Genomic DNA, 25,286 nt, shown 5'->3' on the forward strand with positions numbered 1-25,286 from the left:
CCGGCGCACCGTCACCGGTCAGTTCCCGGTGAGCGAGAAGCCCTCCCACGCCTGCCGGCGCTCCGGGTTCGGGTCGTGCTCGAGGCGCGTGTGGCGGTCGAACACCAGCACGGCGCGCTCCTCCCGGGAGTACGTGGGCCAGCCGTCGCCGGGCACGCCGTCGCGGCTGAACGCGCGCCAGCGGTTCTGCACCTCGTTGCTCACCCGGCGCGCGGACCGGCGGTCGGCGGCGGCCGTCATCAGTGAGCCGAAGCGTGTCCGGTAGACGTCGAACACCGCGAACAGCTCGGTGGCGTGCGTGGCGCCCAGGCCCGACCAGTGGAACGTCCGCGGTGCGTAGTCATAGCGGTAGACGTAGGTCGGCGAATGCCTGCCGTGCGCCTCCGCGATCTGCCACGCCGCGGTGCCGAACGCGAAGTCACCGCCGAGCCGCACGCATGCCGACGCGCTCGGGTAGCCGGGATAGGCCTTGGTGATCTTGTCGCGCACCTCGACGTCGCTGTCGGCGAGCAGCATCTCGATGGCCGGCTCGTTGGTCGGCAACAGCTGCAGGAACCGGGTGAACAGCCTGCCCTCGTCGGCGTTGGTGCCGACGATGAGCGGCACCTGGTGCGCCTCGCCGTCGCGCATCGCCGCCACCGGATCGCGGGGCAGCAACTCGGTGCCGTAGGTCGGTCCGACGGGGAAGGCGCCCCGCATGGCCTTCATGCCGTCGATCATCAGCTGGTCGAGCGCCTTCACCAGCGTGCGCGGGGTCGCGGCCATCACGGCGGCGGCACCGTCCTCGGGGGCGACGCCGAGCAGGTTCACGAAGTCGTTCGCGAACTCCGCGGCGATCTCCCGGCTGCCCGCCATGCCGCTCGCCGGGCTCTCCGAGATGACGCGGTGGAAGAGCCCCTCGGCCTCCGGCACCGCCATCAGGGTCGCGACGGCGTGCGCGCCGGCGCTCTCGCCGAAGATCGTGACGTTCTCCGGATCGCCGCCGAACACCGACGCGTTCTCCCGCACCCAGCGCAGCGCGAGCAGCAGGTCGCGCAGGAAGAGGTTGTCGTCGATGGGGTTCTCGTCGGTGGACAGCGACGCCAGGTCCAGGCATCCCAGCGGCCCGAGCCGGTAGTTGACCGACACGTAGACGCAGCCGCGGCGCGCCAGCGCGGCGCCGTCGTAGATCGGGGTCGCGGAGCTGCCCAGGATGTAGCCGCCGCCGTGCACGAAGAACATCACCGGCAGCGGACCGTCCTGCGGGGGCGTCTCGGGTGCCACCACGTTCAGCGTCAGGCAGTCCTCGCTCATCGGCTGGTACCGGCGCACCCCGAGCAGCGTGTACTTGCGGTCCTGCGGCGCGCAGTAGGCGTAGCCGTGGCAGTAGCGGACGCCGCGCCACGGCTGTACGGGCTGCGGCGCGCGGTAGCGCAGCGGCCCGATCGGCGGGCGGGCATACGGGACGGATCGCCAGCGGTGCACACCGTCGCGGGTGAAGCCCTCGATGGTGCCGCTGTCGATCGTGACGCGGACGGTGTTCTCGTGCATGACAAGACGGTAGCGAAGTCACCGTATGGCCGTCGACGGCGCACGGGTCTGCACCGACGTGCCCCGGACGCCCGAGGGGCGGTTCGCTAGCCTCGACCCCATGCGGATGGCCTCGGTGATCACGATGGTGATCGCGGCGTCCGCGCTGCTGGCGGGCTGTTCGTCGGCGTCCGACGAGCCCGCCGCGCGCTCGATGACCGCCCTGACGTCGCCGTCGGCCGCACCGTCCACCCCGGCGACCACCAGCACGGGACGACCGGCCTCGCCTCCGGGTGGGACCCGGCCACCGGCGGCGGGCGCACCCATCGGCGACCTGATCGGGTGGATCGAGGCGGGCACGCCCGCGGAGGCCGCGGCGTACCGCACGGCGACGCGCGGCGGCACCGCCACCGATCTGGGCGACGACGTGGCCTTCACCGGCCCGGCGGGGACGCCCAACTGCATGACCGACCGCCGGTTCGACGGTGCGCTGGCCTGCCTGGTCGACCTCGCCGATCCCCCGGCAGAGGCCCCGGACACCTACGGGCAGTGGAAGGGCGGCTGGGTGGACTTCGCGGGCACGGGCGTCGACATCGGGTCGTCGCACGGCGATCCCGGCCGGTTCGGCAGCGGCGTCGGCGCCGAACTGCCGGCAGGACGGTCCCTGGCCTTCGGCGACTACCGGTGCCGCGTCGACCGGTCCGACGTCTACTGCGTCGACTACGCCCACCAGACCGGGGTGAAGTTCGCCGCCACCGGGATCGAGGGATTCGGCTGCCTGCGCCGTACCGCGCCGCCGGCGGGCATCGGCGACCACCTGTCCTGCTGACCGATCAGGCGGGGCGCGCCTTCTCCCGCACCCGCGCCGGGTAGGTCTGCGTCATCCCGATCGCGCCGACGATCACGACGATCGGGATCACCCAGTTGGTCCAGTCGCGGGTCTGCGGCACCTGGGTGGCGAAGAAGCCCAGCACCGAGATCAGGGCGAACACCAGCGCCCACATGAGCGTGAGCACCCGGTTGGTCTGCCGGAAGGCCGGCTTCTCCCAGTCCTCCAGCGGCGGCGAGATCCTGGCGTACTGCTCGGTGAACGGGGTGAAGGCGAGCGACCCGAGGGCCATCACCGCGAGGACGCCGCTGGACAGGGTCGTCGAGTAGGTGTCCATCCAGTCGCGGTCCGCGGCGCCGACCACCATCGCGACGGCCGTCACCCCGAAGAAGAAGACGATGGTGACGATCTCCAGCAGGCGCGGACCGCCGAAGCCCATGGAGACGCCCAGGATGACGGCCGACAGCACGGCGCACAGCGCGCCGAACAGCCACGTGCTGGGGCCTTCGGCCACCACCCAGTAGATGATCCAGGGCGCGAACCCCACGAACGGGCTGCGCTCGAACCAGTCGTCCACGGGTGGAGCGTAGCGAGGCAGGCCGGCACCCCGGAGTTCGACCGGCCCTCAGGCGATGCCGAGCCGCCGCAGTCTGGGCAGCACGCCCTCGGCGAACCAGTACGCCTCCTCCAGGTGCGGATACCCGGAGAGGATGAATTCGTCGAAGCCCGCCGCGTGGTACTCCGCGATGAGGGTGGCCACCTCGTCGTGGCTGCCGACCAGCGCGGTGCCCGCCCCGCCGCGGACCAGCCCGACGCCCGCCCACAGGTTGGGGTAGATCTCGAGCCCGTCGAGCCGGCCGCCGTGCAGGGCGGTCATGCGGCGCTGCCCCTCGGACTCCGACTTGGCGTGCAGTTCGGTGGCTTTGGCGATCTGCTCGGGCGACAGTTCGGCGACCAGGGCGTCGGCCACGGCCCAGGCGGCCGCCGAGGTGTCGCGGCTGATGGTGTGCAGCCGGATGCCGAAGCGGATCTTGCGGCCGCGCCGGCCGGCGAGTTCGCGGACCTTCGCGATCTTCTCGGCGGCCGCACGGGGCGGCTCACCCCAGGTCAGGTAGACGTCGACGTGCTCGGCGGCGATCGGCATGGCCGCCGGCGACGAGCCGCCGAAGTAGATCTGCGGCAACGGGTTCGGCGGCGCGGAGACCCGCGCATCCTTGACGGTGTAGTACTCGCCCTCGAAGTCGACGGACTCCTGGCGCCACACCGAGTTGACGACGTGCAGGAACTCCCCGGTGCGGGCGTACCGCCGGTCGTGGTCGAGCCAGTCGCCGAACCGGCGCTGCTCGACGTCGTCGCCGCCGGTGACGATGTTGAGCAGCACCCGGCCCTCCGAGAACCGTTGCAGCGTGGCGGTCTGCTGCGCCGCCAGCGTGGGCGGGACCAGGCCGGGCCGGAAGGCGACCAGGAACTTGAGCCGCTCGGTCTCGGCGAGCAGCGCCGCCGTCGTCAGCCAGGCGTCCTCGCACCAGGTTCCGGTGGGCGTGAGCACTCCCTCGTAGCCGAGCCGGTCGGCGGCCCGGGCGATCTCGGCGAGGTAGCGACGGGTGGGCGGGCGGTAGCCGTCGGGGACCACCTGCTGCGAGGACGCGTGCGACGACGCGACGATGGATCGGCTGTCGCCGCTGGTGGGCAGGAACCAGAAGAACTTGGCCGGCGGGGCGGCCGGCGCCGGTGACTGATAGGACACGTGGCTCCTAGGCGCGATCGAGGTAGAAGGGCGCGAGGACGTCGCCGTAGCGCTCGTCGACCCAGTCGGCGAACACCGGCGCGGACGCGATCTGGCCCGACTCGGCGAACAGGTCCGTCATCTCCTGTTCGGAGGCCACCAGGTCGTCGGACAGGTCGGCGGGCAGGCGCAGGCTGCGGCCCTGGGCGAGGGCGGCGACGTCGGGGGCGAGGCCGACCTCCGCCGAGTAGCGCGCCGCCCACTCGTCGGGGTTGTCCCGGGCCCAGCGGACGGCCTTGGCGTAGCGCACCAGCAGATCCGACAGGGCGGTGTGGCGCAGGGGATCTGCGAGCGCGACGTCCGAGGCGATGCCGAACCCGGCGCCGTTGGTGACGCCGTCGGCGGTGGCGATGCTGCGCACGGGCAGTTGGCGTTCGGCCTGGGCGGTGTACGGGTCCCAGGTGGCCCATGCGTCGACGCGGCCCTGGGTGAACGCCGTCAGTGCGTCGGCGGGCTGCAGGAACACCAGCGAGACGTCCGACGGGGTCAGCCCCGCGCGGTCGAGCTGGGCGAGGACGTGGCCGTGTGCCGAGCTGCCCTTGGCGAGTGCGACGGTCTTGCCGCGCAGATCGCCGACGGACCGGATGGGCGCGTCGGTGCGGACCAGGATCTGATCGCCCGCTCCCCCACCGTCGTAGGTGGAGACCACCTTCACCTTGGCGTTGGACGCTGCACCGAAGATGGGCGGGGTGTTGCCGGTGATCGCGAAGTCGATCCGGCCCGCGGTGGCCGCCTCGATCTGCGGCGGGCCGGACGTGAACGTCGAGAACTCGATCCGGTACGGCAGGCCCTCGAGCTGGCCCGCCGATCGCAGCAGCGCCTCGGTGCCGCCCTTCTGATCGCCGACCTGCAGCACCAGACCGGACAGGTCGGACAGGGGCACCGTCGCCGGCGCCGCGGCCGCGCGGGTGCCCTCCTCGCGGGACACGCAGGCGGTGAGGAGTCCGAGGGTGGCGAGGATTGCGACGAGTCGCAGCGCGACGGTGCGTCGGGGCGTGGGCACGGTGACCCCTTTCCGGGTGTGGCGGATGGTCAGAGGTGGACGCCGAGCTGGTCGAGCAGCTCGGCGCGGTGGCGTTCGGTGTCCGGTGCCGGGTCGCCCGGCGGGCGACGGGGTGCGGTCACCTCGAGGACGTGGGTGACCCGACCCTCGTCGAGGACGACGACGCGGTCGGCGAGGGCGATGGCCTCGTCGACGTCGTGGGTGACGAGCAGGACGCCGAAGTGGTGTTCGCGCCACAGGTCGAGCAGCAGCGCGCGCATCGTGAGGCGGGTCAGGGCGTCGAGGGCCCCGAACGGTTCGTCGAGGAGCAGCAGCGTCGGCTCCGCGACGAGGGCGCGGGCCAGCGAGACGCGTTGCGCCTGACCGCCGGACAGCGTGAGGGGCCACGCGCCGGCGCGGTCGGCGAGCCCCACGTCGGCGAGCGCGGCCTCCGCCCGGGCGGCCGCCTCCTTCGTGGACACCCTGGTGCGGGTCAGGCCGTAGGCCACGTTGGTTCGCACGTCGCGCCACGGGAACAGGCGGGGCTCCTGGAACGCGAACGCGGGTGCACCGGCGACGATGCGCTCGCCGGTGTGGTCGTCGGACAGGCCGGCGAGCACGCGCAGCACCGTCGACTTCCCGGACCCGCTGCGGCCGATCAGCGCGACGATCTCGCCGACGCCGACGCGCAGGGAGACGTCGGCGAGCACGTGGTGCTGCCCGTACCACTTGTCGACGTGGCGCAGGACCGCTGCGGCGGTGGTGGTCTGGGGTTCGGACAGGATGGTCATTGGCGATACCTCAGTGCTCGGCGCTCGAGGGCGCGGACTCCGGCATCGGTGCCGATGCCCAGTAGGGCGTAGACGATCAGGCCGAAGATGATGACGTCGATGCGCAGGAAATCGCGAGCGTTGTTGATCAGGAAGCCGATTCCCTTGTCGGCGTTGATCTGCTCGGCGACGATCAGCGTGAGCCACGCGATCGCGAGCGACTGCCGGAAGCCGACGAGGACCTGCGGCGCGGCGCTCGGGACGATGATGTCCAGGAAGCGCCTGCGGAACGAGAAACCCAGCACGGCAGCGGTTTCGAAGAGCTTGGGATCGACCTGGCGGATCGCGGAGAACGTGTTCAGGTACAGCGGGAAGCTCACTCCCAGCGCCACCAGCAGCACCTTGGGCAGCTCGCCGATGCCGAACCACAGGATGAACAGCGGGATGAGGCCGAGGTGCGGCAGCGCCCGGAGCATCTGCATGGGCGGGTCGACTGTCGCCTCGGCCCACCGGGACAGTCCCACCGCGGTACCGAGCGCGACGCCGATCACGCCGCCGAGGACCAGTCCCTCGACGACGCGGACGCCCGACACCCGCAGTGCGTCGGCGAGTTGACCGTTGCGGATCAGGTCGATGCCGGCCTCGAGGATCAGCGACGGGGCGGGCAGCACGTCCTGCGGCAGGACGCCCACCGCACTGGCCAGCTGCCACAGCGCGAGGAGTGCCACGGGTGAGGCCAGCCGGATGACGGCCCACCGGCGGTGGGGACGCGGCGCCTTCCGGGGGGACGGCGCCGACGTCGAGGCGGGGTCGATGAACGAGGTGGTCACGATGCGGTGACGCTACGAGGGAGCCGCCGGTGGGCGGAAGGATTCCGTTCCCCGTGACGAAAAGGGAACGGCCCCGCCGGGGACCGGGTATCCGGTCGCCGTCGGGGCCGTGACGGGCTGGGTCAGGCGAATCTGGTGGTGCCCACGACGAGTTGGGCGGTCACGTCGCGGCCGTTGATCTTCGACGTCAGGGATCCGTTCCGCAACGTCACGGTCTGGTCGGCCTGCTGCAGGATCCGCTTGTTGCGCACCTGCGACTGGAACTGCGCGGCGTTGAGCTGTTGCAGTTCGGCCTGTTCGAAGTCGCGGCCGGTGATGCCGCCGTTGAACTGCACGCCGATCACCGAGCCGTCGGGTCGGACGATCCACGAGGCGCGGGCGCCGTCGAGGTCGGCGGTGTACATGCCGGCGGGTGCGGACACCGCGGCGGCGGTGAAGTCGTAGGTGACGCCGTTCATCGTCAGGTCGCCCTTGAGGTCGCTGCCGTCGAACGACGCGTCGAGGGTGTCGCGCAACTTCGATGTGATGTCGATGTTCCCGTCGGTCTGGTTGCCGAAGAACCAGGCCTCGTCGTCGACGCCGTTGCAGGCGTAGGCGGTCACGCTGTCGCCGTCGACGGAGATGCCGATGGTCATCTTCTTGCCGTCGGCCTCCGCGTCGGCCATGTAGCGGGCCGAGGCGGGGAACGGCGCGGGACTCGAGGCGGAGGTGGTCGACGGCGACGCCGTGGACGACGACTCGCTCGACGACCCACCGGAACAGGCGGACAGCGTCCCCAGGGCGATCATCGCGCTGAGACCCACCAGCAGGGTGCGGAGTTGTTTTCTCATGTGATCATGATGGATCGCAGGTCGAGGCGGTACATGAAGATTGCGTGGAGATTGCGTGGAGATCCCCGCGGTCAGGTCGCGAGGAAGCTCTCGACCTCGTCGCAGAACACCCGCCACGCGGGCTCGGTCTCCACGAGCAGGTGGTTGTTGCTGGCCAGCGCCACCAGCCGGGTGTCGGGGATGAGGGCCGCCAGCTCCTCGCCGTAGCGCATCGGCACCCGGCGATCGTCGCGCGAGTGCAGGATCAGCGTGGGGCACGCCACCGCCCGGGCGTGGTCGCGGACGTCGATGCGCGAGAACTCCTCGAGGAAGCGGACCGCGTTCTCCGGCGACGTGGTCCGGCGCTGCAGATGGTCGAACGCCTCCCAGTCCGCGCGGGTGCCGTCGGGCACGAACTGCGCGGCGAAGACCTGCCGGAAGGCGGGGTCGTCGCGGCCCCAGCCGACGCGGGCGAGGTCGAGATCGAGTGCGGCGGCGCGACTCTCCTCGTCGCTGGTGGCTCGCACGGCTCGTCCGCGCGCGTAGGCGCCGCACAGGACGAGGTGCGTGACGCGGTCGGGATGCCGTGCCGCGTAGGCGACGGCCACCGCACCGCCCTGCGACACGCCAAGCAGCGGGAAGCGTTCCAGCCCAAGCGCTTCCACCACGGTCTCCAGATCGTCCACCCAGTCGTCGAAGGTGAAGTCCGCCGCCTCCCAGTCGGACAGCCCGCAGCCGCGCTCGTCGTACCTGATGAACGTGTGGTGTGCGGCGAGATCGCGCACCCAGTGCCGCCACACCGGGCTCTCGATGTCGTAGCCCAGGTGGGTCATCCAGTTCGCGGCCCGCACCAGGGGAGGGCCCTCCCCCGCGACGCCGTACGCCAACCGGACGCCGTCCGAGGCGCGGCAGAACGCGATGTGCTGACGCGGCGCGGGCGCGACCGCGGCCGCGCCGGAATCGATGGTGGCGACGAACTGGTATCCCCGGCCGCGCACCGTCCGGATGAAGCGCTGCGACTCGCCGTCGTCCCCGAGCGCCCGACGGGCCGCCTTGATGCGACTGGTCAGTGCGGCCTCACCGACGAAGCGCCCGCCCCACACGGAGTCGAACAGCTCCTCCTTGGCGACGAACCGGTCGTGGTTGCGGACCAGCAGCACCAGCACGTCGAACACCTGCGGCTCCACGCGGATCACGGTGCCGCGCTGCCGGAGTTCGTAGCGCGCGACGTCGAGGGTGAAGTCGTCGAACGTCCAGACGCGTCGGACGCCGTCACCCGGGGTGGCCGGGGCGGCAGGGGGCGGGGACGAGGACACGGCTACCCATCTCGGCGGTCGGAGGCCTCATCGTACGACGCCGGACCCTGCGACGGGGTGCCTCGCGCGAGGTCACCCGGCGCTCAGCAGGTTCCGTTCCTCGACGAGCGCCATGGCGAGCGTGCGGTAGCCGTAGTCGTCGAACAGCACGGTGATGCGCTCCGGATCGCCCCCGATGACCACGCCGCGTCCCCATTCCCGGTGGGACACGGGGGTGTCGACCGGGATCGCGGGCGGCGCCACCCCGGCGGCGGCGGCCCGCTCCGCGCACCGGTCGCAGTTGCCGCACGGACCGGGCAGCGTCTCGCCGAAGTAGCCGAGGAGGAACTGCCGCCTGCAGTCGCGCGTCTCGGCGTACCCGCGCATCATCTCGACGCGACTGCGGTCGATGCGCTCCCGCGTCCGGACCACCTCGCCCGCCGCGCGCACCGCGTCGTCGGCGCCCCGGCCGCTCGAGACGAAGCCCTTGCGCGTCTGGGTGATAGCACCGGCCTGCTCCAGCAGGTTGACGGCGTTGGTCAGCGTGCGCCCGCGTACGTCGAGGTCGGCGCGCAGCTGCTTGAGCCGCGTGGGCCGCTCGACGTCGAGTGCGCCGTAGACCGCCGCCAGCAGCTCCTCGTCGGGGCGGTGCACGGTGAAGAACGTGGCGAGACCGAGGTCCTCGGCGCGGTAGCACAGCAGCGCGAGCGCATCCTCCCCGTCGCGGCCCGCCCGGCCGATCTGCTGGTAGTAGGAGTCGAGCGAGTCGGGAACCGAGGCGTGCACCACGAACCGGACGTTCGGCTTGTCGATGCCCATCCCGAACGCCGACGTGGCGACCACCACGTCGAACTCCTCGGCGCGGTGGCCGCCGCGGAACCCCTCGTGCACGGCATTGCGCTCACCCACCGACAGGCCCGCGTGGTACACCGCCGCACGCATGTTGCGCTCGGTCAGGTCGGCGGCGTAGCGCTCGGCGTCACGGCGGGTCGCGGTGTACAGCAGACCAGGGCCGACCAGGCCGGCGACGGTCTCCACGACGGCAGCGCGCTTGTCCGCGTCCTGCACGAACTGCCGCGACTCCAGCCGGAGGTTGGGCCGGTCGAAGCCGCCGACCACGATGCGCGGGTCCTGCAGCCGCAACCGCTCGACGATCTCGTCGCGCACCACCGTCGACGCGGTCGCGGTGAGGGCGACCAGCGGCGCGGACGGGGCGACGACCGCGAAGGCGTCCGCCAGCCGCAGGTAGTCGGGGCGGAAGTCGTGTCCCCACGCCGACACGCAGTGCGCCTCGTCGACGACGATCAGCGACACCCCGGTCCGGGCCAGGCGCGCCACGACGCCGTCGTTGGCCAGCTGCTCGGGTGAGAGGAAGACGTACTCGGCGTCGTGCCCATCAACCGCCGACCAGGTGTCCTCGGTCTGGTGGACGCCCTGGCCGGAGTGGATGGCCACCGCCCTCCGCGCTCCCGTGTCGGCGAGTCCGGCGATCTGGTCCTGCTGCAACGCGATCAGCGGTGACACCACCAGGGTGACGCCGTCGAGGAGCACCGCGGGCACCTGATAGATGGCCGACTTGCCCGAGCCGGTCGGAAGCACCGCGAGCACGTCGCGGCCCGCCATCAGCGCCGTCATCGCCTCCAGCTGCTCCGGGTGCAGCTCGTCGAAGCCGAACACTTCCCTTGCGGCGCTGCGCAACTGGTCGGCGCGCCCGTCGTTCGTGGCCACGGGCGTGCAGCTACCCGCGGGGCGGAGGGAGAAACCTAGCGCCAGCCGTCCGCGGCCTTCGCCGCCTGCATCAGCGCCTCGCACAGGTCGCGCAGCTCGGTGGCGTCGGCACCCTCGTCGACGGCGGTCGCGACGTCCTCGGCGGCGCACCGCACCTGGTACACGCGATCGGCGAGCTGCGCCGCCTCGTCGGCGGTCAGGACCACCGCGTCGACGGGCACCGACGTCCCCTTCACCTGTGCCCGCTGCTCGTAGGCGCGCTGCCGGCACGACTGCCTGCAGTACTGCCTGCGCCTGCCGATGCCCGCGTCGGCGACGTCGCGGCCACACCAGCGGCAGGGCTGGGACTTGGCGCGTCTGCGGGTCGCGGTCTCCACGACATCAGACTCTAAACGGCCGATCGTGGGTATCCCGGTATCATGGATCGTTGGGTCGGGAACTTCTCGGCGCCGCAACGCGTTGACGTACCCGGACGAAATCTTCAGAAGGAGTGGTGACCATGGCTGACCGTGTGTTGAGGGGTAGCCGGCTCGGAGCCGTGAGCTACGAGACCGACCGCAATCACGACCTGGCGCCGCGTCAGGTGGCCCGCTACCGCACCGACAACGGCGAGGAGTTCGAGGTCCCGTTCGCCGACGACGCCGAGATCCCCGGCACCTGGCCGTGCCGCAACGGCATGGAGGGGACGCTGATCGACGGCGAGGCGCCGGAGCAGAAGAAGGTCAAGCCGCCGCGCACGCACTGGGACATGCTGCTCGAGCGCCGCTCGGTGGAGGAACTCGACGAGCTGCTCAAGGAGCGCCTCGACCTGATCAAGACCCGCCGCCGCGGCAACTGACCCCTAGCGGACGACGCCGCGGGCGCGATCGATGCGCCCGCGGATTCCCCACTGAGCGATCCGCACGATCGCCTCGCGGATGTTCGAGCCGCTCATCTTGGACTTGCCCAGCTCGCGTTCGGTGAACGTGATCGGCACCTCGACCACCACGAAGCCCGCACTGATCGTGCGCCACGTCAGGTCGACCTGGAAGCAGTAGCCCTTCGAGTCGACGGCCCCGAGGTCGATCTTCTCGAGCACCTCGCGCCGGTAGGCCCGGTAGCCCGCGGTGATGTCGTTGACGTCGACCCCGAGCGAGATCCGCGAGTAGCCGTTCGCCGTGCGCGACAAGATCATTCGCCGGCGCGGCCAGTTCCGCACCTCGCCCCCGTCGACGTAGCGCGAGCCGATCGCGAGGTCGGCGCCCGCGTCCACCGCGTCGAGCAGGCGGTGCAGTTCCTCGGGCGCGTGCGACCCGTCGGCGTCCATCTCCACCAGCACCGAGTAGCCGCGGCCCAGGCCCCACGCGAACCCTGCGAGGTAGGCGGCGCCCAAGCCGTCCTTGCTGACCCGGTGCATGACGTGCACCCGGTCCGGATCGGCCAGCGCCAGCTCGTCGGCCAGCTCGCCGGTGCCGTCGGGGCTGCCGTCGTCAACGATCAGGACGTGGCAGTGCGGCACCGCGGCGTGTACGCGCGATGCGATCAGGGGCAGGTTCTCGCGCTCGTTGTAGGTCGGGATGATGACCAGCGTGCGCTGACTGGGGCGATCGCCACCGATGTCGCTCACGAGCGGTCCAGCTCCGACGTCATGCGCGACCGCAAGGCTCCTCGCTGGTCGGTCATGCCACTCCTCCGTCGTCGGGTGCGGACGCCCTCCGGCGACGCACGAAAGCTCCATTGTGCAGCATCGCGGCGACCACGGAACACACCCCGATCATGACCAGGAGCCCCTGCACGATCGGTCCCCAGCGCGTCGCGGGCGTGAGGTCCGACTTCAACCGCACCTGCATGTCCAGGTAGGCGGGCTCGAAGAACGCGGTGCGCGCCAGCTCGCGGCCGTCGGGTGCGATCGTGGCGCTGATGCCGGTGGTGCCCGCGACCACGACGTACCGGTCGTGCTCGACGGCACGCAGACGCGCGAACGCCAGCTGCTGGGCGCTCATCGACTCGTCGAACGTCGCATTGTTGGTCGGCACGGTCAGCAGCCGGGCGCCGCTGAGCACCGACTCCCGGGCCGCGCGGTCGAAGATGACCTCCCAGCAGGTGGTGACGCCCACCGGGATCCCGGCGGCGGTCACCACGCCGTTGCCCTCGCCGGGGACGAAGTAGCCCGCCCGGTCGGCGTAGGACGACAGCATGCTGAAGAAGCTCCGCCACGGCAGGTACTCACCGAAGGGCTGCACGATCTTCTTGTCGTGCCGCTCGCCGGGACCCGGCGCATCGCCCGCGGAGCCATTCCAGACGATCACCGTGTTGTGGGCGACGGGGTTGTCGGGGCTGTAACCGGGCGCCTTCACGACGGCGCCCACCAGGATGGGTGCGCGGATCGCGTCGGCGGCGGCCGTGATCTGCTCGGCGGCGTCGGGGTTGGCGATCGGGTCGATGTCCGACGAGTTCTCCGGCCACACGACGATCGCCGGCTGCGGCGCCCGCCCGGCCCGGACGTCCTCGGCCAGCCGCTTGGTCTCGCGGACGTGGTTGTCGAGCACCGCCCGGCGCTGGGCGTTGAAGTCCAGGCCCAGACGCGGCACGTTGCCCTGGATCGCCGCGACGACGACCGACTCGTCGTCACCCGCTCCCACGCCCGCCTTGCGGACCGCGGGCCCCGCGAGCGCGATCAGCAGCAGGATCACCACCAGGCAGACGCCCGGTACGACGACGGCGGGCACCGAGATCCGCGCGAGGTGATGGTCGGTCCGCCACCACCGCACCGCCTCGAGCACCAGCGCCACGAGGCTGAACGCGACCAGCACGGTGACGAACGACACCAGCGGGGCTCCACCGAGGCGGGCCACGGTCAGCAGCGGGCTGTCGGTCTGACTGAACGCCACCGCACCCCAGGGGAAGCCTCCGAACGGGACCACCGACTTCAGCCACTCGGCCACCATCCACACGCCGGCGAACCAGAGCGGCCACCCCGGCAGCCGGCGCACCACGACCGCCAGGAACCCGAACACGCCGACGAACAGCGCCTCCAGCGCCGAGAGCATCACCCAGGGGAAGGCGCCCACCAGGCCGCTGATCCACGGCAGCAGCGGCAGGTAGAACGCCAGACCGAACACGACGCCGTAGCCGAGGCCACCGCGCAGGGTCGTCGCCGGTTCCAGCAGCACCCAGGCCAGCAGCGCCACGGCGGGCAACGCGAGGAACCACCAGCCGAACGGCGGGAACGCCAGGCACAGCGCGAGGCCGCCGGCGATCGACGCGCTCAGCCGGATCAGCCGCGGGGACAGCACCTGCCAGGTCCGCGTGCGCAGATGCGCCGCCAACCCGGGTGCGCTGTCGTCGTCCGTGGGCTCGGCGTCGATGGCGGGCGAGGTCGCCGACTCGGGCTCAGCCATGGAGGACGACCCCCCGGTGCACGGTCGTGCGGCACCGCGGCAGGGGACGTCCCGGGTCGAGGTCGGGCAGTGCGGGCACCCGCGAGTTCGGTTCGGTGGACCACCGCTGCACCTGATCGGCGGGCGCGGTCACCTGGAGCGACTCCGAACCGCCGGGCAGCTCCCAGACGGCGTAGGACGCGGGCGCACCAGGCACCAGCGTGCCGGTGATGCCGTCGCGGACCCCGGCGGCCCGCCACGCCCCGCGGGTGGCCGCGGCGAACGCCGCCCGCGCCGACACCCCGCTGCCCGGGGTGCGGTGGTGGACCGCGGCACGCACGGTCGACCACGGATCGATGCTGGTCACGGGGGAATCGGAACCGAAGGCGAGTGGCACGCCTGAGGATGCTAACAGTGCGAACCGGTTGAGCCCGGCGGCCCGATCGGGCCCGAGCCGGGACGCGTACATTCCGTCGGGGCCGCCCCAGACGGCGTCGAAGTGCGGCTGCACGCTGGCGATGACGCCCCATGCGCCGAGCCGGGCGGCCTGCTCGTCGGACACCATCTCGAGGTGCTCGAGGCGGTGGCCGCAGCGCGCCACCGCGGGTGCCCCGAACTGGTCGACGACGCGGCCGAACGCCTCGACCACCGCCGCCGTGGCCGCGTCACCGATGACGTGGAATCCGGCGGTGATGCCCGCCTCGGTGCAGGCGCGGAAGTGTGCCGCCACGGCGTCGACGTCGAGGTAGGCGTTGCCGCGGGTGTCGGCGTCGGCGTAGGGGTCGTGCAGCCAGGCGGTGCGCGAGCCGAGGGCGCCGTCGACGAACAGGTCACCCGCCAGGCCGGCCGCGCCGGTGGCGTCCATCAGGTCACGGGCGTCGGCGGCGGTGGTGACCGCCTCACCCCAGTACCCGACGACGTCGACGCCGTGGGCGAGGTCGCGGACGGCCAGCCAGTCCTCCAGGCCGCCGATCGCCGGTCCCGCGCACTCGTGGACCGCGACGACGCCGTGGCTCGCGGCGAGGTCCAGTGCGGCGATCCGCGCCGCCGTCAGCTGCTCGCCCGTCAGCAGGCCGCGCGCGGCGGCCCTGACCAGGTGATGGGCGTCGGCGGTCAGCGGCGCCTGCGGGCTCCAGCCCGGCGCCGCGACGACCTCGGGCACCAGGGCGCGCAGCGCGGTGGACGCGACCGCCGAGTGCACGTCGACGCGCGCGAGATAGGCCGGTCGGTCCCCTACCGCCGCGTCGAGGTCGGCGGTCGTCGGGGCCACGGGCCGTGGCCACGCCGACTCGTCCCAGCCGTGTCCCCAGATCGGGCCGTCGGGGGTGCGCCGCGCGTGGTCGCCGACCAGACGCAACAGATGCTCGAGCGACGTCGCCTCGTGCAGGTCGAGGCCGTCGACGTTGAGTCCCGTGGAGGTCAGGTGGACGTGACCGTCGACGAACGCCGGAGCCACGAAGGCGCCGGCCAGGTCGACGACCTCGGCGTCGGGGAACTGCAGCCGGCCCACGTCGTCGGAACCCAGCCACCGCACGGTGGCGTCCGGGCCGTCGCCGACGGCCATCGCCGTCGCATCCGGCATCGCCGGACTGTGGATCCGCCCGTTGAGCAGCAGTGTGGTCACGTCACGGCGCAGGTGGTCGACCGAAGGTCGGCGGCAGGCCGGGCTGTTCGGTGTCCGTGACGTCGACGACCTCGCCGTCGATGTACTCCCCGCGCCGCGGCCCACGCGGTGCGGTGCCGGCGGTGGTCACGATCAGCGGCATCCGGCCCAGACCGCGGGCCGCGAGCGCCGCCACCGCCGGACGCGCGAGCGCCCGGGTGGGCGGGGCGAGCAGCAGCAGGCCGAGCACGGACGTGACGAGGCCGGGGAGCACCGTCAGGACGACGCCGAGCGCGACCAGCGCTCCGTCGGTGACGGCCCCCTGGGGAGACGTCAGACCGGACTGCAGCCGACGGACCTGCCGCTTGATCTGCGATCCGGCGACGGCCAACCCCAGGGCGAACGTGCCCACCAGGATCAGGAACGTCCAGCCGAAGCCGATCGTCGACGCGAGTCCGACGACCACTGCCAGTTCGGCGAGGACGTAGACCAGAAAGAGCCGCATTGCCATGTCGTGAGAACGTTCCGACGGCCGGTCAGGTTCCGGACGGCTTATCGCCCGGGTTCGATCCCCCGGTCGCCTCGCTCCTGCCCGCCGGGTCCGCCGCCCGCACCTCGATCGCCGCGTGCACCTTGTCGACACCGCCGCGCAGGCGCGCCTGCGGGATCCACCACCAGGCATGCCACCAGTAGCGCCTGGTGACCATGTCGAACACCCGCCGGGTCTCCGACTTCGGCAGGTTGCGGGCCACCGCCTCGACCGGCTCGCCCTTGACCTTGCCGAGCACGCCGCACTTCTGGATGGTGACGCGCGGAGTGTTGTTGATGCGCTTGGTCTTCCAGGACCCGTCGTCGGTGCTGATCACCAGCCGGTCGCCGTCGGGCACCCCCCATACCGGCGTGGGCTTGGGCCGCCCGTCCTTGGTGAACGTGGTCAGCAGCAGGTACTTCTCGCCGTAGACGTCCTTGAACTGCGGCGCCATCTCAACCCGCCTGGGCCGGCGTTAGCTCGATCGTCACGTTCTTCGTCATGCCGCCGCGCAGCTTCGAGAAGACGTTGAACACCTTGCCGACCACGCCGTACCGCTTGCCGATCGCGTCGTAGGTCTTGGCGTTCGCCGACTTCGGCAGGATGGTCGCCGACGCCTCGACGGCCTCACCCTTCGGCTTGCCGCCGCGGTCGCACTCGGCGATGGTCACGCGCGAGGTGTTGCGGATGCGCTTGACCTTCCAGGACTTCTCCTGGGTGATCGCGATCAGGGCGTCGCCGGCCGGCGCGGCCCAGATGGCGGTCGGCTTCGGCCTGCCGTCCTTCGTGAACGTGGTGAGCAGGATGTACTCCGACTTGGCGACGTCGGCGAAGGTCACGGGCATGTGATCAACCTACTCAATGGCGCCGAGACTGCGCCCACGGTCGTGCTTCCGCAGAGATCACGACCGCCGGCGCAGTCTCGACGAAACCGCTCAGCCCTCGAGGTCACCCTCTGTCTCGAGCAGCACCTGCCGCAGGTCGGCCAGCGTCGAGGGCTCCGGCTGATCCCACATGCCGCGGCCGGCCGCCTCGAGCAGCCGCTCGGCCATCCCGTGCAGCGCCCACGGGTTGGACTCGTTCATGAACTTGCGGTTCTCCTCGTCGAGGACGTACTCCCCGGCGAGCCGCTCGTACATCCAGTCGGCCATGACCCCCGCGGTGGCGTCGTAGCCGAACAGGTAGTCCACGGTCGCGGCCATCTCGAACGCGCCCTTGTAGCCGTGCCTGCGCATCGCGTTCATCCACCGCGGGTTGACCACGCGGGCGCGGAACACCCGGTTGGTCTCCTCGGACAGCGAGCGGGTGCGCACCGACTCCGGCCGGGTGTTGTCGCCGATGTAGGCGGCGGGGTCGCGGCCGGTGAGCGCGCGGACGGTCGCGATCATGCCGCCGTGGTACTGGAAGTAGTCGTCGGAGTCGGCGATGTCGTGCTCGCGGGTGTCGGTGTTCTTGGCCGCCACCGCGATCCGCCGGTAGGCCGTGTTCATGTCGGCGGTCGCCGGTGCGCCGTCGAGGCCGCGGCCGTAGGCGAACCCGCCCCACGCGGTGTACACCTCGGCGAGGTCCTGGTCGTCGCGCCAGTTGCGGCTGTCGATCAGCTGCAGTAGCCCGGCGCCGTACGTGCCGGGCTTGGACCCGAAGATGCGGGTGGTGGCGCGGCGTTCGTCACCGTGCTCGGCGAGGTCGACGCGGGTGTGCGCACGCACGTAGTTGTCCTCGTCGGCCTCCTCGAGCCGCGACACCAGGCGCACCGCGTCGTCGAGCATCGCGACGACGTGCGGGAAGGCGTCGCGGAAGAAGCCGGAGATCCGCACCGTCACGTCGATGCGGGGCCTGCCGAGTTCGTCGAGCGACATGGCCTCGAGGTCGACGACGCGCCGCGACGCGTCGTCCCACACCGGCCGGACGCCCAGCAGCGCGAACACCTCGGCGATGTCGTCGCCGGAGGTGCGCATCGCCGACGTGCCCCACACCGAGAGCCCCACCGACCGCGGCCACTCGCCGTGGTCGGCGTGGTAGCGGGTCAGCAGCGAATCCGCCAGTGCGACACCGGTGTCCCACGCCAGCCGGGACGGCACCGCCTTCGGGTCGACCGAGTAGAAGTTGCGTCCCGTCGGCAGGACGTTGACCAGCCCGCGCAGCGGCGATCCCGAGGGCCCGGAGTCGATGAACCCGCCGCCGAGGGCGTGCAGGATCTGGTCGATCTCGCGCGACGTGCCGCGCAGGCGGGGGACGACCTCGTCGGCGGCGAACCGCAGCACCGAGGCGACCGCCGGGTCCGAGGTGATGCCGTCCACCGCGGCGGCGTCCCACCCGGACTCCTGCAGCGCGGCGACGAGGCGGCGCGCCTCGGTCTCGGCGGCGTCGACCGAGATGCGACTGTCCTGACCGTCCTCGGCCAGGCCGAGCGCCTCCCGCAGTCCCGGCACGTTCTGCTCGCCGCCGAACAGCTGGCGGGCGCGCAGCATGGCGAGCACCAGGTCGAGTTCGACGTCGCCCTCGGGCGCCAGGCCGAGGATGTGCAGACCGTCGCGGATCTGGACGTCCTTGATCTCGCACAGCCAGCCGTCGACGTGCAGCAGCATGTCGTCGAAGACGTCCTCGTCCGGACGGTCGGACAGCCCGAGGTCGTGGTCCATCTTGGCCGCCCGCATCAGCGTCCAGATCTGCTGCCGGATCGCGGGCAGCTTGGCAGGGTCGAGTGCGGAGATCGTGGAGTGCTCGTCGAGCAGCTGCTCCAGCCGGGCGATGTCGCCGTAGCTCTCGGCCCGGGCCATCGGCGGGATCAGGTGGTCGACCAGGACGGCGTGGGCTCGGCGCTTGGCCTGGGTGCCCTCCCCCGGGTCGTTGACCAGGAAGGGGTAGATCAGCGGCAGGTCGCCGAGCGCGGCGTCGGTGCCGCAACTCGCCGACATGCCCAGCGTCTTGCCCGGCAGCCATTCGAGGTTGCCGTGCTTGCCGAGGTGCACCACGGCGTCGGCGCCGAACGTGCGATCCACCCAGCGGTACGCGGCCAGGTAGTGGTGGCTGGGCGGCAGGTCTGGGTCGTGGTAGATCGCGACCGGGTTCTCTCCGAAGCCGCGCGGCGGCTGCACCATGATGACGACGTTGCCCGATTGCATTGCGGCGATGACGATCTCGCCCTCGGGATCGCTGCTGCGATCGACGTACAGCTCACCCGGCGCGGGACCCCAGTGCGCGGTGACGGCGTCGGTGAGGTCGGTGGGCAGAGCGGCGAACCACTCGCGGTACTCGGCGGCCGACACCCGGATCGGGTTGCCCACCAGCTGCTGCTCGGTGAGCCAGTTCGGGTCCTGCCCGCCCCGCTCGATGAGGGCGTGCACCAGCGCGTCGCCGTCGCCGGCGTCGACGCCGGGCACCTCGCCGATGTCGTAGCCGGCCGTGCGCATCGCGCGCAGCAGCGCGACGGCGCTGGCCGGGGTGTCGAGACCGACGGCGTTGCCGATGCGGGCGTGCTTGGTGGGGTAGGCCGAGAACACCAGGGCCACCCGCTTGTCGGCGGGCGGCACGTGCCGCAGCCGGGCGTGGCGCACCGCGAGGCCGGCCACCCGCGCGCACCGCTCCGGGTCGGCGACGTAGGAGATGAGGCCGTCGTCGTCGATCTCCTTGAACGAGAACGGGACCGTGATGATCCGGCCGTCGAACTCCGGCACCGCCACCTGCGTCGCGACGTCGAGCGGGGACATGCCGTCGTCGTTGGCCGCCCAGACGCTGCGCGACGAGGTGAGGCACAAACCTTGCAGGATCGGCACGTCGAGTGCGGCGAGGTGCGCGACGTTCCAGCTGTCGTCGTTGCCGCCCGCTCCGACGGCCGCCGGGGTGGCGCCACCGGCGGCGAGCACGGTGGTCACCAACGCGTCCATGGTGCCGAGCAGCTCGAGCAGATCCGGTTCGGCGGTGCGCAGCGACGCGCAGTAGATGGCGACGGGCCTGCCGCCCGCGGCGTCGATGGCGTGACACAGGGCACCGACGTAGGCGGTGTTGCCGGCCAGGAACTGGGCGCGGTAGAAGAGGACCGCGACGCGGGGGCCGTCGTTGGTGGACTCGTTGCCTGCCGGGCACTCGAGCACACCCCAGGTCGGCGTGGCCACCGGCGGCGCGAAGCCGAACCCGGTCATCAGCAGCGTGTCGGACAGGAACGCGTGCATCTGCGTCAGGTTCTCGACGCCGCCCTGCGCCATGTAGACGTGCGTCTCGAGTGCGACGCCGCCCGGCACCGAGGAGTGGCTCATGAGGTCCGCGTCGGGCGACTGCTCGCCGCTGATGACGACGGCGGGCACGCCCGAGGCGACCACCGCGTCGATGCCGTCCTGCCACGACCGGTAGCCGCCCAGGATGCGCACCACGACCGCCTGCACGCCGTCCAGCAGCTCGGCCAGCTCGCCCTCGACCAGCCGCGAGGGATTGGCCCAGCGGTAGCCCGCACCACTGGTCCTGGCGGCGATCAGGTCGGTGTCGGACGTCGACAGCAGGAGGATGGTCGGCACCGACGGAGTTTCAGCCACGCCCTATTCGTACCGCACCGCGACGCGGGGCCGGTCGGACCCCGCGTCGCGGCGCGGCGCGCGACGACGTCAGCGATCGCTGTTGCCCCAGCGGCTCTGCCAGGACTGCGGGTACGGAAGGCCGAGCATCGCGACGAGCGCGACGACGAGGGCTGCGAAAAGGATGAGTGCGAACATGGTCGTTCCTCTCGATGAGCGCCCGCGGACGTCGTTGTCGGTGCGGGCGTACTGCTGAGAAGAAGGTAGTACCGGCGGTACCGCCTGAGCGGGTTTCGTGCGGCACGGAACACGTCCGACCGCGAGGTGATGCACGTCACACAAGGCTGCTCGACGCGGTGAGTTCCGCTCGTGGGAAGCGAAACCGTGGCGCTCGATGGCGGGCTCTGCGGGAATGACGGGATGGCATCTCCTTCTCCGTCCGCCCACGCGGGGGTCCCCACCGTCGTCAAGCTCGGCGCCCACATCGGCGCCCGGATCGACGGCGTCCGCCTCGGCGCCCACCTCGACACCGCCACCGTCGCGGCGATCAACGAGGCGCTGCTGACCCACAAGGTGATCTTCTTCCGGGACCAGCACCACCTCGACGACGCCTCGCAGCTCGCGTTCGCCCGCCTGCTCGGCACCCCGACGCTGGCGCACCCGACCGTGCTGTCCCGCGGCACCGACGTCCTGCCGATCGACTCGCGCTACGACAAGGCGAACTCGTGGCACACCGACGTCACGTTCGTCGACCGCATCCCCAAGGCGTCGCTGCTGCGAGCGGTCACGCTGCCCGAGTACGGCGGCACCACCACGTGGGCGTCGACCGAGGCCGCCTACGACCAGCTGCCCGAGCCGCTGCGGTACCTCGTCGAGAACCTGCGGGCCATCCACACCAACGACTACGACTACATCCGCGACATCGACGAGCGCCGCCAGGACGCCGCCGACGCCACCCGGCAGTTCCGCGAGGAATTCGTCTCCGACACCTACGAGACCGAGCACCCGGCGGTGCGCGTCCATCCCGAGACGGGGCGCAAGGTGCTGCTCCTCGGGCACTTCGTGAAGCGGTTCGTCGGGCTGGGCAACCACGAGTCCGCCACCCTGCTGGCACTGCTGCAGGCCCGGGTCACCCGGCTGGAGAACACGATCCGCTGGAACTGGCTGCCCGGCGACCTCGCCATCTGGGACAACCGCGCCACGCAGCACTACGCGGTGTCCGACTACGACGACCAGTACCGCAAGCTCAGCCGCGTGACGCTCGCGGGCGACGTGCCGGTCGACGTGCACGGTGCGACGAGCCGCGTGATCACCGGCGACGCCTCGCACTACTCCGAGGTCGTGGCACCGCGAAGGCTGACCGCCGTACCGTAGGGGGGTGACCCGAAGCCGCGCAGACGTTGGAGGTCGCCGCCGGAGCGGCTCCGACGACGCCTGCCCGGGAGCGCTGCAGATGCACCAGGCGGCCGATGGCGCCCTGGCGCGGATCCGCCTGCCCGGCGGGATGATCAGCGCAGCACAACTCGGCGCGCTCGCCGCCGCTGCGACCCGGTTCGGTTCGGCGACACTGGAACTCACCTCGCGCGGCAACGTGCAGGCCCGCGGCGTGACCGACACCGACGCCTTCGCCGACGCGGTCGCCGACGCCGGCCTGCTGCCCTCGCCGAGCCACGAGCGGGTGCGCAACGTCGTCGCGTCCCCGCTGTCCGGCCGCTCCGGCGGCACCGCGGACGTCCGCGCCGTGGTGCTGGCCCTCGACGCGGCGATCCAGCGCGACGCCGTCCTCGAGGGACTGCCCGGGCGGTTCCTGTTCGGCGTCGACGACGGGCGCGGCGACGTGTCCGGACTCGGCACCGACGCGGCCGTGCACGCGCTGACGCCCGACGTCGGCGCGGTCCTGCTCTCCGGCGTCGACACCGGGGTGCGGGTCGCGCTGGACGACGCCGTCGACGTGCTGACCGGCATCGCCCGACGGTTCGTCGGCATCCGCGACAAGGCCTGGCGCATCGACGAACTCGACGAACCCGACGTGCTGCTCGACGGTCTGGAGCGGACGGCCGACGCGGGCGCCACCTGGCCGCCCGAGGTCCGGCCGCCGGTGGGGTGGATCGCCCAGGACGACGGCGGCGTGGCGCTCGGTGCGGCCGTGCGGCTCGGTGTCCTCGAGGCGCGGACAGCGGAATTCCTCGCGGCCATCGAGGCGCCGCTGGTCATCACGCCGTGGCGCTCGGTGCTGGTGTGCGATCTCGACGAGGGCGTGGCCGACGTGGCACTGCGGGTCCTCGCACCCCTGGGCCTGGTGTTCGACGCCGACTCGCCGTGGCTGTCGGTGAGCGCGTGCACAGGCAGCCCCGGATGCGAACGGTCGCTCACCGACGTCCGCCGCGACGCCGCCGAGGCCGTCCTCGAGCCGACCGGCGTGCACCGGCACTTCGTCGGATGCGGCCGAGCGTGCGGCAGCCCGCCGGTCGGCGAGGTGCTGGTGGCCACCGAGGACGGATACCGGCGGCGGGACTAGCGGTCCGGCGGTCCCGCGCCCTTCAACGGCAGGCCGACGCAGATGCGCGCGGCGTCGTGGCCCAGCAGTCGGGCCCTCGCCGGCCCGTCGGCGGGCGCCGCCGTCAGGTCGGTGATCGGGTCGAACACCTTCTCCGGTTGGACGCAGACGCCGCCCGCGGCATCGATCCCGACGCCGACCCCCAGCGGCGACCGGTCAGCGGCGACCCTGGCGAGGTCGACGGCGGCCGCGCACCCGCGACCGTCCGGACCGGCGTCGCGCTCGACGAGGTACGGGACGCCCTCCTCCTCGATGCCGGCCAGGACCGCGTCCTCGACCGGCCCGGCCGCGGCGCTGCGGACCACGACCACCGGCCGGACCGGCGCCTTGCCGCCACTCACGTCGCGTGCCGCCGGGCGAAGGACGACACCAGCCCCGTGGCGACGGCGTTGCGGGGCCCCTCGGTGCCCCGGACGTTGCCGGTGCCGCAGACGATCCCGTAGGGCGCCACCGCGTCGGCGATCAGCTGCGGGATCTCGAAGTCGAGCGCGCACCCCCCGAGCAGCACCACGAACCCGATCCGGCGCAGGTCGCCCTCCGGCGCGATGCGGGCCAGGGCGCGCAGGGCGTTGACCACGAACACCCGGTCCTTCGCGGCGCGGCGGACGGTCCGGATGCGGTCCAGCGAGTGCCGGGTGGGGATCGGCGTCATCGCGTGCTCGCCGAGGGTCAGGACGCGGCCGAACGCCGGTGCGGGCAAGGGCTTCTCGAAGAAATGGACGGTGCCGTTCTCGAGCCGCACGTGGAAGAAGCTCTCGGCCTTCGCCAGGGGGTGGCGCTTGATCGACTCGGCGAGTTCGAGGTTCTGCGTGCCCAGTTCGGCGTCGATCAGCTTGGTCACCAGATCGCCGGCACCGGCGAGGTGCACGGTGTCGACGGCGTCGTCGGCGGTGATCAGCGCGGCGTCGGTGGAGCCGCCGCCGAGGTCGAGCACCACCAGCGGACGGTCGGTGCCGGGCGTCGTCAGGGCCCCGAGCACCGCCATCTCGGCCTCGACGCCGCCGACCACGACGTCGACCCGCGTGGCGCCCACCGCGCGCAACCGCTCGCGCACCGCGTCGGCGACGGCCTGCATGCCGCTCTCCCGGGTCCGCACCATCGCCGCCAGCGCGACGGCGTTCTCCAACGCCACCTCGCCGGCGAGGCCGCCGCGCACCTCCTGCGGGACGAACGTGTCGACGCCGAGCAGGTCGCCGATGCGGATGTCGGCCAGGTCGTGGCCGCAGAGGTCGGCCATGCTCTGCCGCACGCCGGAGATCATCCCGCCGGTGTTGGTGCCCGACTCGCCGGTGACGTCGAGCAGCGGGCCGACGCGCTCGACGGCGGCCATGATGTCGGCTGCGCCGCCGGAGACGTCGACGGTGGCGCGCCGCCGCTCCCCCGTCAGCACCAGCGATCCCGCGGGGATCACGCGGTCCCCCACGTCGCCCGACGGCGTGCGGATCACCACGGCCGACCTGGTCCCGGTCAGCGCGCGGGCGACGGGCGCCACCAGCCTCGTCTCGTCGGCGTCGAGGCCGAAGATGGTGGCCAGACCGTAGGCGTTGGACAGGGTCCGGATCGACTGCCCCGGTGCGGCGACCTCGACCGCCGCCCGCATGCCCAGTGGGATGGCGTCGATGCGGGACACCTCGTCGACGACGGGGATCCTGGCGTCGAGCCGGTTCACCACGAGCACGGCGTCGTCGTGGCACAGGATCGCGCCCTCGACGGCCACCCCGCGGGCGCGGGCCACGTTGATCTCCGTTGCGGCGGCCTCGAAGTCGACGCCGCCGGGCACGGCGACGATGACGGCGGTGCCGGCGGCCACGTCGGCGAGCGCGCCGAACGCGACCACCTCCCCGACGCCGAGGCCACGGCCGCCGGGCGTGCGGGGGTCGTGACCGATCATCGTGGACTCGGTGATGATGGTCTCGGTGATCGTCTCCATGGCCAGACCGCTGATCACCGGGGTCGCCTCGTTGAGCAGGATGACGTCGAGGTCGGCGAGCGCCACGCCCGCGCCGGTGAGCGAGTGGGTGACCGCGGCGACGACGCCGTCGACGTTGCCGACGGTGCCCTTGACACCAGTGGTCGGGGTCAGCGCGCTCCCGAGGAAGTCGACGTGGCCGTCCGGGCCGACCGACGCCAGGCTGGCCTCGGTGGTGGAGTTGCCGATGTCGACCCCGACGGCGAGGATCGCCACGTGGTGG

At 72.1% G+C, this 25,286-nt stretch carries 23 protein-coding genes; 4 read left to right on the forward strand and 19 right to left on the reverse strand.

The window, feature by feature from the left end:
• Positions 1 to 18 precede the first annotated feature (18 nt).
• Positions 19 to 1,530, reverse strand: a complete 1,512-nt coding sequence (locus AC1MEY_RS10910; RefSeq protein WP_480230646.1) for a carboxylesterase/lipase family protein — start codon at positions 1,528 to 1,530, stop codon at positions 19 to 21.
• 100 nt (positions 1,531 to 1,630) lie between these two features.
• Between AC1MEY_RS10910 and AC1MEY_RS10915 the strand changes: the two genes are divergently transcribed.
• Positions 1,631 to 2,338: a hypothetical protein gene (locus tag AC1MEY_RS10915; protein ID WP_480230647.1), complete on the forward strand. Its 708-nt coding sequence runs from the start codon at positions 1,631 to 1,633 to the stop codon at positions 2,336 to 2,338.
• Between the two features lie 4 nt (positions 2,339 to 2,342).
• Here the strand turns inward: AC1MEY_RS10915 and AC1MEY_RS10920 are convergent, their stop codons facing one another.
• The 9 genes from AC1MEY_RS10920 to AC1MEY_RS10960 all read right to left on the reverse strand — a co-directional run bounded on the left by AC1MEY_RS10920 (position 2,343) and on the right by AC1MEY_RS10960 (position 10,915).
• A complete protein-coding gene (locus AC1MEY_RS10920; RefSeq protein ID WP_480230648.1) occupies positions 2,343 to 2,915 on the reverse strand; it encodes a hypothetical protein in 573 nt (190 codons plus the stop codon).
• A 48-nt stretch (positions 2,916 to 2,963) separates the two neighbouring features.
• Complete coding sequence (locus AC1MEY_RS10925; RefSeq protein ID WP_480230649.1) at positions 2,964 to 4,085, reverse strand: LLM class flavin-dependent oxidoreductase; 1,122 nt, start codon at positions 4,083 to 4,085, stop codon at positions 2,964 to 2,966.
• Between the two features lie 7 nt (positions 4,086 to 4,092).
• A complete protein-coding gene (locus tag AC1MEY_RS10930; RefSeq protein WP_480230650.1) occupies positions 4,093 to 5,127 on the reverse strand; it encodes an ABC transporter substrate-binding protein in 1,035 nt (344 codons plus the stop codon).
• A gap of 29 nt (positions 5,128 to 5,156) precedes the next feature.
• Positions 5,157 to 5,897, reverse strand: a complete 741-nt coding sequence (locus AC1MEY_RS10935) for an ABC transporter ATP-binding protein (protein WP_480230651.1) — start codon at positions 5,895 to 5,897, stop codon at positions 5,157 to 5,159.
• Positions 5,894 to 6,706, reverse strand: coding sequence for an ABC transporter permease (locus tag AC1MEY_RS10940; RefSeq protein WP_480230652.1), 813 nt, complete (start codon positions 6,704 to 6,706; stop codon positions 5,894 to 5,896). The genes AC1MEY_RS10935 and AC1MEY_RS10940 overlap by 4 nt, the downstream gene beginning before the upstream one ends.
• A gap of 122 nt (positions 6,707 to 6,828) precedes the next feature.
• Positions 6,829 to 7,536: a hypothetical protein gene (locus tag AC1MEY_RS10945; RefSeq protein WP_480230653.1), complete on the reverse strand. Its 708-nt coding sequence runs from the start codon at positions 7,534 to 7,536 to the stop codon at positions 6,829 to 6,831.
• A 71-nt stretch (positions 7,537 to 7,607) separates the two neighbouring features.
• Positions 7,608 to 8,831: an alpha/beta hydrolase gene (locus AC1MEY_RS10950; protein ID WP_480230654.1), complete on the reverse strand. Its 1,224-nt coding sequence runs from the start codon at positions 8,829 to 8,831 to the stop codon at positions 7,608 to 7,610.
• A gap of 72 nt (positions 8,832 to 8,903) precedes the next feature.
• Positions 8,904 to 10,538: a RecQ family ATP-dependent DNA helicase gene (locus AC1MEY_RS10955; RefSeq protein WP_480230655.1), complete on the reverse strand. Its 1,635-nt coding sequence runs from the start codon at positions 10,536 to 10,538 to the stop codon at positions 8,904 to 8,906.
• Between the two features lie 35 nt (positions 10,539 to 10,573).
• Positions 10,574 to 10,915 carry a hypothetical protein gene (locus AC1MEY_RS10960; protein WP_480230656.1) on the reverse strand — a complete coding sequence of 114 codons (342 nt, stop codon included), beginning with the start codon at positions 10,913 to 10,915 and terminating at the stop codon, positions 10,574 to 10,576.
• Positions 10,916 to 11,037: 122 nt separating this feature from the next.
• On the opposite strand from AC1MEY_RS10960, the gene AC1MEY_RS10965 reads away from it, so the two are divergent.
• Positions 11,038 to 11,376, forward strand: a complete 339-nt coding sequence (locus AC1MEY_RS10965; protein WP_480230657.1) for an RNA polymerase-binding protein RbpA — start codon at positions 11,038 to 11,040, stop codon at positions 11,374 to 11,376.
• Between the two features lie 3 nt (positions 11,377 to 11,379).
• On the opposite strand, the gene AC1MEY_RS10970 is transcribed toward AC1MEY_RS10965, so the two are convergent.
• The 7 genes from AC1MEY_RS10970 to cobN all read right to left on the reverse strand — a co-directional run bounded on the left by AC1MEY_RS10970 (position 11,380) and on the right by cobN (position 20,540).
• Complete coding sequence (locus AC1MEY_RS10970) at positions 11,380 to 12,144, reverse strand: polyprenol monophosphomannose synthase (RefSeq protein ID WP_480230658.1); 765 nt, start codon at positions 12,142 to 12,144, stop codon at positions 11,380 to 11,382.
• A gap of 52 nt (positions 12,145 to 12,196) precedes the next feature.
• On the reverse strand, positions 12,197 to 13,918 hold the full coding sequence (gene lnt / locus AC1MEY_RS10975; protein WP_480230659.1) for an apolipoprotein N-acyltransferase: 1,722 nt from the start codon (positions 13,916 to 13,918) through the stop codon (positions 12,197 to 12,199).
• Positions 13,911 to 15,521 (reverse strand): amidohydrolase, encoded by a 1,611-nt coding sequence (locus AC1MEY_RS10980; protein WP_480230660.1) that lies wholly within the window; start codon positions 15,519 to 15,521, stop codon positions 13,911 to 13,913. Before AC1MEY_RS10980 ends, lnt begins: the two co-directional genes overlap by 8 nt.
• Before the next feature lies 1 nt (position 15,522).
• Entirely contained in the window at positions 15,523 to 16,011 is a 489-nt protein-coding gene (locus tag AC1MEY_RS10985) for an FxsA family protein (RefSeq protein WP_480230661.1), read from the reverse strand.
• A 25-nt stretch (positions 16,012 to 16,036) separates the two neighbouring features.
• A complete protein-coding gene (locus AC1MEY_RS10990) occupies positions 16,037 to 16,483 on the reverse strand; it encodes a PPOX class F420-dependent oxidoreductase (RefSeq protein WP_480230662.1) in 447 nt (148 codons plus the stop codon).
• Position 16,484: 1 nt separating this feature from the next.
• Positions 16,485 to 16,874: a PPOX class F420-dependent oxidoreductase gene (locus tag AC1MEY_RS10995; protein WP_480230663.1), complete on the reverse strand. Its 390-nt coding sequence runs from the start codon at positions 16,872 to 16,874 to the stop codon at positions 16,485 to 16,487.
• A gap of 90 nt (positions 16,875 to 16,964) precedes the next feature.
• Positions 16,965 to 20,540 (reverse strand): cobaltochelatase subunit CobN, encoded by a 3,576-nt coding sequence (cobN, locus tag AC1MEY_RS11000; RefSeq protein ID WP_480231419.1) that lies wholly within the window; start codon positions 20,538 to 20,540, stop codon positions 16,965 to 16,967.
• A 417-nt stretch (positions 20,541 to 20,957) separates the two neighbouring features.
• On the opposite strand from cobN, the gene AC1MEY_RS11005 reads away from it, so the two are divergent.
• Positions 20,958 to 21,911 (forward strand): TauD/TfdA dioxygenase family protein, encoded by a 954-nt coding sequence (locus AC1MEY_RS11005; RefSeq protein ID WP_480230664.1) that lies wholly within the window; start codon positions 20,958 to 20,960, stop codon positions 21,909 to 21,911.
• A gap of 79 nt (positions 21,912 to 21,990) precedes the next feature.
• Entirely contained in the window at positions 21,991 to 23,055 is a 1,065-nt protein-coding gene (gene cobG, locus AC1MEY_RS11010) for a precorrin-3B synthase (protein WP_480231420.1), read from the forward strand.
• On the opposite strand, the gene AC1MEY_RS11015 is transcribed toward cobG, so the two are convergent.
• Together AC1MEY_RS11015 and AC1MEY_RS11020 are read right to left on the reverse strand one after the other, a co-directional pair.
• Entirely contained in the window at positions 23,052 to 23,435 is a 384-nt protein-coding gene (locus tag AC1MEY_RS11015; protein ID WP_480230665.1) for a glycerol dehydratase reactivase beta/small subunit family protein, read from the reverse strand. The genes cobG and AC1MEY_RS11015 overlap by 4 nt on opposite strands.
• Positions 23,432 to 25,279: a diol dehydratase reactivase subunit alpha gene (locus AC1MEY_RS11020; RefSeq protein ID WP_480230666.1), complete on the reverse strand. Its 1,848-nt coding sequence runs from the start codon at positions 25,277 to 25,279 to the stop codon at positions 23,432 to 23,434. Before AC1MEY_RS11020 ends, AC1MEY_RS11015 begins: the two co-directional genes overlap by 4 nt.
• Between the last annotated feature and the right edge of the window lie 7 nt (positions 25,280 to 25,286).

This window comes from Mycobacterium sp. PTI7 (assembly GCF_056679845.1).